Source organism: Sphingomonas sp., from assembly GCF_042096255.1.
GTDB lineage: Bacteria > Pseudomonadota > Alphaproteobacteria > Sphingomonadales > Sphingomonadaceae > Sphingomonas.
Genome location: NZ_JBELLZ010000105.1, coordinates 1 through 9741 on the forward strand (window position 1 = coordinate 1; position 9741 = coordinate 9741).

Here is a 9741-nt window from a genome sequence, read left to right on the forward strand (position 1 = left end):
GGAACTGGCCGAACAGGTCGAGGCGATGGGTTGACCAATCCTCCCCTGCAAGGGGAGGTGGCGCGCGCGGAGCGCGGGACGGAGGGGTGTCCCGCCCTCGATAGCGCGACACCCCTCCGTCAGTCCTGCGGCCTGACACCTCCCCTTGCAGGGGAGGACAAGTCGGATGCTCGCTCCCCCTTGCCCCCGCCCCCCACAGCTGCAACCATCCCCCAAACAGCCGAGGGGATCGCCACATGCGCCTGCGCCGGACCGTGACCATCGTGGCACTCGCCACCCTCCTGCCCGGCCCTGCCGCGCTGACCGCGACCACCCCGCCGCTCCGGCCCCTGCCCCGCCCCGAGCCGAACTCCCCGGTGCACTGCAAGGTGACGCCGATGTCGGAGCAGGCGCACATCGTCACCACCGCCCGGCACCGCCAGACGCACATCGCACCGGGTGCGCCGCCCCCGCCTCCACCACCGCCGCCACCCGCACCTCCACCCCCTCCGATGGTCACCGCGCCGGTTCCGCCCCCTGCGGCAATGGCGCAATCGGCGGACATGGTGGTCTCCGGCCAGCGTGCGCCCGGCCCGGTCGGCTCCCCCGGCAACACCGAGCGCTACGATGGCAAGCCGGTGGCCAACGTCCAGGATGTCGCCGCCGCGCCGGTCTCCACCTTCTCCGTGGACGTGGACACCGGCGCCTATGCCAACGTCCGCCGCTTCCTGAAGCAGGGCCAGCCGGTGCCTGCCGAGGCGGTTCGCACCGAGGAGCTGGTCAACTATTTCCGCTACGATTACCCGCGCCCCAGCGACCCGGCGGTGCCGTTCAGCGTCACCACCGATGTCGCCACCACGCCGTGGAACCCGGACACGCGGCTGATCCGCATCGGCCTGCGCGGCTATGATCTCGACACCACGACGCGCCCGCCCGCCAACCTCGTCTTCCTGGTCGACACCTCCGGCTCGATGCAGAGCGACGACAAGCTTCCACTGGTGAAATCCGCTCTCCGCGGCCTCGCCGACCAGCTGCGGCCGGACGACCGCGTGTCGATCGTCGCTTATGCGGGCAGCGCCGGCATCGTCCTCGAACCCACGTCGGAGAAGCGCTACGTCGATGCCGCACTCGCCTGCCTGGAGGCGGGCGGCTCCACCGCCGGCGGCCAGGGTATCGAGTTCGCCTATGCCACCGCCCGCGCGCACTTCCGCAAGGGTGCGGTCAACCGCATCTTTCTCGCCACCGACGGCGACTTCAACGTCGGCATCAGCGACAACAGCGCGCTGGAGGCACTGGTGAAGCGCAATCGCGATTACGGGATCACCCTCACCACGCTCGGCTTCGGCACGGGCAATTACAACGAGGCGATGATGGAGCGGATCGCCGATGTCGGCAACGGCAACTATGCCTATGTCGACACCGCGATGGAGGCCAAGAAGGTGCTGGAGGACGAGCTTTCCGCCACGCTCGTCACCATCGCCAAGGACGTCAAGGTGCAGGTGGAGTTCAACCCCGCCGCCATCCGCCAGTATCGCCTGATCGGCTATGAGAACCGCGCCCTGCGCGAGGAGGACTTCCGCAACGATGCGGTGGACGCGGGCGACATCGGCGCCGGCCACCAGGTCACCGCGCTCTACGAAGTCGCGCCGGCGGGCTCGCCCGGCTGGACCAGCGAACGCCGCTATCCCGAGAACCGTCCCGCCGCCAAGGGTTCGCCCGGCGGTGAGGCCGCCTTCGTGCGCCTCCGCTTCAAGCTGCCCGACGGCACCACCTCGCGCGAGATCAGCCGGCCGATCCCGGCGGCCGCGCTCCGCGACGCGCGCGCACCGGCGGGCGACATGGCGTTCGCGGTGGCGGTCGCCGCTTATGGCCAGAAGCTGCGCGGCGACCCCCAACTCGGCCGCTTCGGCTTCGCCGACGCACAGCGGCTCGCCGGATCGCCGCAGGGCTATTGGCGGCACGAGTTCGTGGAGCTGGCCGGCCTCGCCGCAAGGGGCGCGCCGGCCGAATAGCCGGTCAGCCCAACGCCTTCTTGAGCAGGTCGTTGACGACCTGCGGGTTGGCCTTGCCGCCCATCGCCTTCATCGTCTGTCCGACGAAGAAGCCGAACAGCGCCACCTTGCCGCCGCGATACTGTTCCAGCTGGTTGGGGTTCTTGGCCAGCACCTCGGCGATCACCGCCTCGATCGCACCGGTGTCGCTGGTCTGCTTGAGCCCGCGCTCCTCGACGATCTTGCCCGGCGCGTCGCCCGTCTCCAGCATCGCCTCGAACACCTGTTTGGCGAGGCTGCCCGAGAGCGTGCCATCGGCGACCAGCGCGAGCAGCTCGGCCGCCTGCCCCGGCATCACCGGGCTGTCCTCGATCGACTTGCCGAGACGGTTGAGCGCGCCGAACAGCTCGCCCGTCACCCAGTTCGAGGCCGCCTTGCCCTCCGCACCCGCATCCAGCAATGCGTCGAACCAGCGCGCGCTCTCCACCTCGGCGGTCAGCACCTCGGCGTTATAGGCGCTGATCCCCAGCCCCTCGTAGCGCTTGCGCTTGGCATCGGGCAGCTCGGGCAGCGAGGCGCGGCACTCGTCGAGGAAGGCGTCGTCAAGCTCCAGCGGGAGCAGGTCGGGATCGGGGAAGTAGCGGTAATCGTGCGCATCCTCCTTGGAGCGCATCGAGCGGGTGGTGCCGGTGTCCGGGTTGAACAGCCGCGTCTCCTGGACGATCGTGCCGCCCTCCTCCAGCACCTCGACCTGGCGGTTCGCCTCATGCTCGATCGCCGCCATGACGAAGCGGACCGAGTTGACGTTCTTGGTCTCGGTGCGCATGCCCAGCGGCGCGCCGGGCCGCCGCACGCTGACGTTCACGTCCGCGCGCATGGAGCCTTCCTCCATGTTGCCGTCGCAACTGCCCACATAACGCAGAATCGCGCGCAGCTTGCGCAGGTATGCGCCCGCTTCCGCTGGGGATCGCATATCCGGCCGGCTAACGATCTCCATCAGCGCCACACCCGATCGGTTAAGGTCGACATAGCTCATCGTCGGATGCTGGTCGTGCATCAGCTTGCCGGCGTCCTGCTCGACATGGATGCGCTCGACGCCGATGCGGCGGGTCTCCTCGCCAACCTCGATCTCCACCGCGCCTTCGCCGACGAGCGGATGGTAGAGCTGGCTGATCTGATAGCCCTGGGGAAGATCGGCGTAGAAATAGTTCTTACGGTCGAACCGGCTCCACCGATTGATCTGCGCGTCGATCGCCATGCCGGTGCGCACTGCCTGGCGGATGCACTCGCGGTTCGGCACGGGCAGCATGCCGGGCATCGCCGCATCGACCAGGCTGACCTGGCTGTTCGGCTCCGCACCAAAGGCCGTGGCGGCGCCGGAGAAGAGCTTGGCGTTGGAGGTGACCTGGGCGTGGACCTCCAAGCCGATCACGACCTCCCACTCGCCGGTGGCGCCCTGGATGCGGAACGGGGTGGATGCGTCAGCCATGGTCTGTCTCGGGGATAATGAGGGTGAGGTCGGGGAAGTGCCGACGGTAGAGCTGCGTGTCACGCGTCAACAGCGGCACACCTAACGTGACAGCATGGGCGCCGATGAAGAAGTCCGGCAAAGGCCGCCTGCGCTCTCCATCGGGACGCTGCCGAGCGGCCGCCGCGAACCGATGCCCAGCGAGGAACGCCGCCTCCAACTCGATCGGTTCAATCGTGAGTTCGAGAAGGCCAAGCGCCATGGTGAGCATGGAAACGTCCGCATAGTCGCGGCTGAGTTCGGCGACGGTGATCGCATTGATGACGATATCACCCTCGCCCCTGGCTTCGGCAAGCCGGTCCGACGACCATGGCTCCCAGACGGGATCGTCCTGAAGCACGTCGAGGATCACGTTGGTATCGGCGAAGATCACCAGTCCTCACGCCGGTGCGGGCGGATGAAGTCCATATATTCGTCGGTTGTTGCAAAGCCGGTCTTGAGCGTACCACGAACCGCCTCGATCCCGGCCCGCATCCGCGCCCGCCGCTGCTCGGGCGTCTCCGCTTCCTCGCGACGACGGATCACGATGTCGCCTTGCTCGTTCATGCCCACCGTCACCTCGCCACCTGGCACCAGACCGGCGCGATCGCGCAGGACCTTGGGAATCAGCACCTGACCCTTGCTGGTCATGTTGCCGTCGTTCGCGTCGGTAATCGGGGCATGCATGTTCATGACGCTCTCCAGTGTTACCTGAGGTAACACCCAGACGCGATGGCGTCTACCACCACCGCTCCGGCCGCGCCACGAAGTCTGCGCGCTCCTCCAGCGCCAGCGCCGCATCCAGCACGCTCTGTTCGTCGAGCGGGCGGCCGATGACCTGGAGGCCGAGCGGCAGGCCGGCACCGTCCAGCCCGCCCGGCACGCTCATCGCCGGCAGGCCGGCGAGCGAGGAGGGTACGGTGAACACGTCGTTGAGGTACATCGCGAGCGGATCGTCCGCCTTCTCGCCCAGCCCGAACGCCGCCGAGGGCGCGGTCGGGGTCAGCAGCACGTCGCACGTCTCGAACGCCCGCTCGAAGTCGCGCGCGATCAGGGTGCGGACCTTGGATGCCTGGGTGAAATAGGCGTCGTAGAAGCCCGCGGACAGCACATAGGTGCCGATCAGGATGCGCCGCTTCACCTCGTCGCCGAAGCCGGCGGCGCGGGTCGCGGCATACATCGCCTGGAGGTTCGCACCCTCGGGCAGTTCGCGCTGGCCGTAGCGGACGCCGTCATAGCGCGCGAGGTTGGACGAGGCCTCGGCCGGCGCGATGATGTAGTAGGCCGGCAAGGCGTATTTGGTGTGGGGCAACGAAACCTCCACCACCTCGGCGCCGGCATCCTTCACCCAGGCGATGCCCTGCTGCCACAAGGCCTCGATCTCGGTCGGCATGTTCTCGACGCGATATTCGCGCGGGATGCCGACGCGCTTGCCCTTGAGCGACGCGTTTAGCCCCTGTTCCCAGGCGGGAACCGGCAGGTCCAGCGAGGTCGCGTCCTTGGCGTCGAAGCCGGCCATCGCCTCCAGCAGGATCGCGCAGTCGCGCACGTCGCGCGCCATCGGCCCGGCCTGGTCGAGCGACGAGGCGAAGGCGATCGTGCCCCAGCGCGAGCAGCGGCCGTAGGTTGGCTTGATCCCGCTGATGCCGGTGAAGGCCGCTGGCTGGCGAATCGAGCCGCCGGTGTCGGTGCCGGTCGCGCCCGGACACAGCCGCGCCGCCACCGCCGCCGACGATCCGCCAGAGGAGCCGCCCGGCGCGAGCGGCGCGTTGCCGCCGTCGTTGCGCTTCCAAGGGCTGATCACGTTGCCGAAGGCGGAGGTCTCGTTGGACGAGCCCATGGCGAACTGGTCCATGTTGAGCTTGCCCAGCATGCCCGCGCCCGCATCCCACAGGTTCTGCGACACGGTGGACTCATACTGCGGGGTGAAGCCTTCCAGGATGTGGCTCGCCGCGGTGGCAGCCACGCCCTTGGTGCAGAACAGGTCCTTCATGCCGATCGGTACGCCCGCGAGCGGCTTCGGCGCCTCGCCCGCGGCGCGCGCCGCATCGGCGGCATCGGCAGCGGCAAGCGCATGCTCGGGGGTTTCGACCAGGAAGGCATTGAGCGGCTTGGCAGCTGCAACCGCATCGACGAAGGCCTGTGCCACCTCGCGCGCGGAAAAGGCGCCGTCGCGAACGCCGTCACGGATCTGGCGAACGCCGAGATCGGTAAGGTCAGTCATTCGATCACCTTGGGAACGGCGAAGAAGCCGTGCTCGGCCTTGGGCGCGTTGGCGAGCACCGCATCGCGGATGCCGCCGTCGGTCACCACGTCGTCGCGCAGGCGCAGGTGGTTGGGGATCACCGCGGTCATCGGCTCGACGCCGGCGGTTTCGACCTCGCCGAGCTGCTCGACCCAGCCGAGGATGTTGTTGAGTTCGGGAACGAGCCGCTCGGCGGCGGCATCGTCGATGGCGATGCGCGCTAGGCTCGCAACCTTGCGGACAGTGGCAATGTCAACGGACATGGCCGCGCCGCTACCCGCCGGTTGCGCGAACCGCAAGGCTGATGCAGGGGATCGCGCTTGCAGCAGCGGCGTGTTTGCTGCACCGCACAATGGATGCACGGGTGGCGCGCAAGTTCCTTTATGTCGTCGCGGCGCTGATCGTGCTTTCGATCGCCGCGGCCTTTGCCTATCGTATCTGGGGCGCGGAGCTGATGCGGATGGCGCTGGTGCCCACCGCACGTTTCGATGCCGCGCCGCGCGCCTCCGCCGCCAGCTACGCATCACCGCGGATGTGGTTCGCCCGGCCGGACATCGCGAACAATCCGGCCCTGTGGCTGCCGCAGGGCGTCACCGCCACGCGCCGCCCTCCCGCCGCGGTATTCTTCATCCACCCGACTTCGTACATCGACCGGGCCCGCTGGAACGCCACGCTGGACGATCCGGACACCAACGCGCGTGCCGCCATCTTCCTGCGCGGGCAGGCGAGCGCCTTTTCGGCCGCGGGCGAGATCTGGGCGCCGCGCTACCGCCAGGCGACGTTCGGCGCCTTCCTGACCAGCCTTGCAGATGCCGAGCGTGCGCTGAGTCTCGCTTATGGCGACGTTCAGGTCGCATTCGACGCGTTCCTCGCGCAGATCGGTCCGGACCGTCCGATCATCCTGGCCGGACACAGCCAGGGCGCGCTCCACCTCACCCACCTGCTCAAGGACAGGGTCGCGGGAACGCCGCTCGCCCGCCGCATCGTCGCAGCCTATGTGGTCGGCTGGCCGGTGTCCCAGGTGACCGACCTCGCTGCGCTGGGTCTACCGGAGTGCACTCATGCCGATCAGTCAGGATGCCTGCTCTCGTGGCAGACGTTCGCCGAGCCTGCTGATCCCGCGCTGATCGTCGATACTTATGATCGCACCACCGGCTTTGACGGACGCCCGCGCCGTGGAACGCCGTTCGTCTGCACCAATCCGCTGACCGGCACGCCCGGTGCAGCCGCTGCGGCGCAGGCGAACCTCGGCACGCTCTATCCGTCTGCCGACCTCCGCTCCGCCACCATGCTGCCGGGACGCGTGCCCGCACGGTGCGGAAAGCGCGGGCTGCTGATGATCGGGGCCGCGCCGGATGTCGGGCCCTTCGTCCTTCCGGGCAACAACTACCACGTCTACGACTACAGCCTGTTCTGGGCGAATGTGCGTGCCGACGCTCTGCGCCGCCTGGCGGCGTTCCAGCAACGGTGATCACCACGCGCCCCGCCGAGTTTCGCAAGGTGCTGCCCGAGGGTGGGCGCCTGCTGGGGCTCGACGTCGGTACCAAGACGATCGGGACGGCTTTGTGCGATGCCGGCTGGAGCTTCGCTTCGCCGGCAATCCTGGTCCGCCGTTCCAAATTCTCCAAAGACAAGGCGACGCTTGCGGAACTGCTCTCGGCACAGCAGGTCGTCGGGCTGGTGATCGGCCTGCCGCTCAACCTCGACGGCACCGAAAGTCCACGGAGCCAGTCGACGCGCGCTTTCGCCCGAAACGTCGCGGATCTCGCGCCCGTGCTGCTGTGGGATGAGCGATGGTCCACCCAGGCGGTAACCCGCACTCTCATCGAACAGGATGCGAGCAGGGCCCGGCGTGCCGAATTGGTGGACAAGATGGCGGCGGCCTACATTCTTCAAGGCGCTATCGATGCACTCGTCGCGATCTGACCGCTGCCGCGACGTTCGCGGTGCACGTGATCTTGCTCGCATCTTACGTGCGACTTAGCCCCTTGAAAGACCGGAACTTTCGGGCAGATTAAACGTATGTGCTGAATAAATGTTGGTCGGAGGAAGGCGCGGAGATGCACCGATCAGAGGCAAAAGGGCATTCTGACCTCGATCTTGAGAGGCTGAAAAGGGAGATCGACGAGTTCGCTCATATGCTCGGCCTGACTGTGGCGGACAGCGCGCGTTCGCAGACGGTTTCGTGCGAACAAGCCGCTCCCACCCGAGCGACAGTGTCCGGAGCAACGGCGATGCCCGCCAGTCGCGATTCGGAGCGGTTGACCACCGTGCTCGCATGGATCAAGGCGCGAACGAACCGGAACCAGGTCTTCGGCGACGAGCTCTTCGCGGAGCCCGCGTGGGACATATTGCTCGATCTCTATGCCAACTTTCGCCTAAACCGGACGGTGACAATCGGAGACCTGTGCGTCGCCTCGCGCGCGCCAATGTCCACCGCACTGCGCTGGCTCGGGCTTTTGGAACGCAGGAAACTCGTGAGCCGCACGGCAGACCCGCTTGACCGACGCCGTGCGTTCATCACGCTCACGGACGAAGGCCGTGCCAAGATGGAAAAGACGCTCGACTCCACGACTGACAGCAACAGCAAGCTCGGGCTGGGTCAACTTCGTCTAGTCAAGTAGGTCGATCACCTGCTGCACATAAGCGCCAGCGAGGGCGAACCGATCAGCCTCGTCGGGAGCATGCATCGGCAACACCTCGTCCAGGCAGTGCAGGACACGTTTCAGCAACGCCACGCACTCGCCCGCGCTCGCCGGCGGGATATCGTCGATTTCGCTCATCGATCGATCAACTGCGTTGCGCTGCGGTACGTTCCATCCATTTCGGATGAATGCCCCGGACGTCGGGTGTCGTCGTCCCAGCGTCATCAGATAACCAATATGTTCTTGCAAACAGAGCAACAATCCGTAGCAGCAGGCGCGTGCCTGCCCGCTGCACAGCGGCTTGGGATCGGTGCGACATCGTGGATAGGCGCACAGCACGGGCGCGACTGTTTGCGTCGCTTATGTCAGACTTTACTGCGTGAGTGCCACCGGTGTCTTAAGGAACAATAATTCCCCGGCCACGCTCCTGACGGTGATCTCGAACGATAGTCGCGACACGCCTCGATCGTCTCTGCCGCTACGATATGAACTGTGTTTGGAAATCCAGTGTTTCCTCGGGTGATCGCTGCCGTATGCGGTAGCTGCCGGGTCCGCCAGCTTGCCAGCCGGCCTGCTCCCTACTAACCGCCAGCCCCGATGCCCGCGTCGGACCACCGCCCTGCCAGCATGATCGAAGGCGGCGCCGTCTTTCCTCATCGGCACCTGCTCGGCATCGATGGATTGCAGCCGCATGAGATCATGTTCCTGCTGGACGAAGCGGAAACCTGGATCGCCGTCGCCGGCGCGCGCGAGGCACCGGACAAGAGGCTGGACGGCCTCACGCAGATCAACGCCTTTTTCGAGAACTCGACACGAACACTGCTGAGCTTTGAGATTGCGGGCAAGCGCCTGGGCGCCGACGTGGTCAACATGCACGCGGCGCAGTCCAGCGTGAAGAAGGGCGAGACGCTGATCGATACGGCGATGACGCTGAATGCGATGCGGGCGGACGTGATCGTGATCCGCCACATGGCAAGCGGCGCGGTCGCGCTGATCGCCGACAAGGTGGATTGCCCAGTGCTCAACGCCGGAGACGGGCGGCACGAGCATCCTACCCAGGCCCTGCTCGACGCGCTGACCATCCGGCGGCGGCGTGGCGCAATCGCCGGGCAGCGGGTGGTGATCTGCGGCGACGTGCTCCACAGCCGTGTCGCGCGCTCGAATGTGCTCGCGCTGACCGCGCTGGCCGCTGAGGTCCGCGTCTGCGCGCCCTCCACGCTGATGCCGCCACAGGTCGAGCGGCTGGGCGTAACCGCCTTCACCGATTTCGACGCCGCGCTGGAAGGAGCCGACGTCGTGATGATGCTCCGGGTCCAGAACGAGCGGATGGCGGGCGGCTACATCCCCTCCCCGCGCGAGTTCCATCTCCAATAC

Annotated in this window: 11 protein-coding genes; 5 read left to right on the forward strand and 6 right to left on the reverse strand. The window is 67.1% G+C overall.

The window, feature by feature from the left end:
* Nucleotides 1–236 precede the first annotated feature (236 nt).
* Nucleotides 237–1991, forward strand: a complete 1755-nt coding sequence (locus tag ACFDTH_RS15470) for a von Willebrand factor type A domain-containing protein (RefSeq protein ID WP_375288457.1) — start codon at nt 237–239, stop codon at nt 1989–1991.
* 4 nt (nt 1992–1995) lie between these two features.
* Here ACFDTH_RS15470 and gatB read toward each other — a convergent pair whose 3' ends face one another.
* The 5 genes from gatB to gatC are packed head-to-tail and all read right to left on the reverse strand — an operon-like array spanning nt 1996 to nt 5985.
* Nucleotides 1996–3459 carry an Asp-tRNA(Asn)/Glu-tRNA(Gln) amidotransferase subunit GatB gene (gene gatB, locus ACFDTH_RS15475; RefSeq protein WP_375288458.1) on the reverse strand — a complete coding sequence of 488 codons (1464 nt, stop codon included), beginning with the start codon at nt 3457–3459 and terminating at the stop codon, nt 1996–1998.
* Entirely contained in the window at nt 3452–3871 is a 420-nt protein-coding gene (locus tag ACFDTH_RS15480; protein WP_375288459.1) for a type II toxin-antitoxin system VapC family toxin, read from the reverse strand. The genes gatB and ACFDTH_RS15480 overlap by 8 nt, the downstream gene beginning before the upstream one ends.
* Nucleotides 3868–4170 (reverse strand): AbrB/MazE/SpoVT family DNA-binding domain-containing protein, encoded by a 303-nt coding sequence (locus ACFDTH_RS15485; RefSeq protein WP_375288460.1) that lies wholly within the window; start codon nt 4168–4170, stop codon nt 3868–3870. Before ACFDTH_RS15485 ends, ACFDTH_RS15480 begins: the two co-directional genes overlap by 4 nt.
* A 46-nt stretch (nt 4171–4216) precedes the next feature.
* Nucleotides 4217–5701, reverse strand: coding sequence for an Asp-tRNA(Asn)/Glu-tRNA(Gln) amidotransferase subunit GatA (gene gatA / locus ACFDTH_RS15490; RefSeq protein ID WP_375288461.1), 1485 nt, complete (start codon nt 5699–5701; stop codon nt 4217–4219).
* Nucleotides 5698–5985, reverse strand: a complete 288-nt coding sequence (gene gatC, locus ACFDTH_RS15495) for an Asp-tRNA(Asn)/Glu-tRNA(Gln) amidotransferase subunit GatC (RefSeq protein ID WP_375288462.1) — start codon at nt 5983–5985, stop codon at nt 5698–5700. The genes gatA and gatC overlap by 4 nt, the downstream gene beginning before the upstream one ends.
* 101 nt (nt 5986–6086) lie before the next feature.
* Between gatC and ACFDTH_RS15500 the strand changes: the two genes are divergently transcribed.
* The 3 genes from ACFDTH_RS15500 to ACFDTH_RS15510 all read left to right on the forward strand — a co-directional run bounded on the left by ACFDTH_RS15500 (nt 6087) and on the right by ACFDTH_RS15510 (nt 8346).
* Complete coding sequence (locus tag ACFDTH_RS15500) at nt 6087–7193, forward strand: DUF3089 domain-containing protein (protein ID WP_375288467.1); 1107 nt, start codon at nt 6087–6089, stop codon at nt 7191–7193.
* Nucleotides 7190–7648 (forward strand): Holliday junction resolvase RuvX, encoded by a 459-nt coding sequence (gene ruvX, locus ACFDTH_RS15505; protein ID WP_375288463.1) that lies wholly within the window; start codon nt 7190–7192, stop codon nt 7646–7648. Before ACFDTH_RS15500 ends, ruvX begins: the two co-directional genes overlap by 4 nt.
* Nucleotides 7649–7782: 134 nt before the next feature.
* Nucleotides 7783–8346: a winged helix DNA-binding protein gene (locus tag ACFDTH_RS15510; protein ID WP_375288464.1), complete on the forward strand. Its 564-nt coding sequence runs from the start codon at nt 7783–7785 to the stop codon at nt 8344–8346.
* Here ACFDTH_RS15510 and ACFDTH_RS15515 read toward each other — a convergent pair.
* Nucleotides 8335–8505 carry a hypothetical protein gene (locus ACFDTH_RS15515; protein ID WP_375288465.1) on the reverse strand — a complete coding sequence of 57 codons (171 nt, stop codon included), beginning with the start codon at nt 8503–8505 and terminating at the stop codon, nt 8335–8337. The two genes, ACFDTH_RS15510 and ACFDTH_RS15515, sit on opposite strands and share 12 nt — an antisense overlap.
* Before the next feature lie 459 nt (nt 8506–8964).
* Between ACFDTH_RS15515 and ACFDTH_RS15520 the strand changes: the two genes are divergently transcribed.
* Nucleotides 8965–9741 (forward strand): aspartate carbamoyltransferase catalytic subunit (locus ACFDTH_RS15520; protein WP_375288466.1); only part of this gene is annotated, 777 nt, incomplete at its 3' end.

What these genes read in the sequence shown, in the direction of transcription:
- ACFDTH_RS15470 (WP_375288457.1), top strand. Translation starts at nt 237, where the DNA reads ATGCGCCTGCGCCGGACCGTGACCATCGTGGCACTCGCCACCCTCCTG.
- gatB (WP_375288458.1), bottom strand. Translation starts at nt 3,459, where the DNA reads ATGGCTGACGCATCCACCCCGTTCCGCATCCAGGGCGCCACCGGCGAG.
- ACFDTH_RS15485 (WP_375288460.1), bottom strand. Translation starts at nt 4,170, where the DNA reads ATGAACATGCATGCCCCGATTACCGACGCGAACGACGGCAACATGACC.
- gatA (WP_375288461.1), bottom strand. Translation starts at nt 5,701, where the DNA reads ATGACTGACCTTACCGATCTCGGCGTTCGCCAGATCCGTGACGGCGTT.
- gatC (WP_375288462.1), bottom strand. Translation starts at nt 5,985, where the DNA reads ATGTCCGTTGACATTGCCACTGTCCGCAAGGTTGCGAGCCTAGCGCGC.
- ACFDTH_RS15510 (WP_375288464.1), top strand. Translation starts at nt 7,783, where the DNA reads ATGCACCGATCAGAGGCAAAAGGGCATTCTGACCTCGATCTTGAGAGG.
- ACFDTH_RS15515 (WP_375288465.1), bottom strand. Translation starts at nt 8,505, where the DNA reads ATGAGCGAAATCGACGATATCCCGCCGGCGAGCGCGGGCGAGTGCGTG.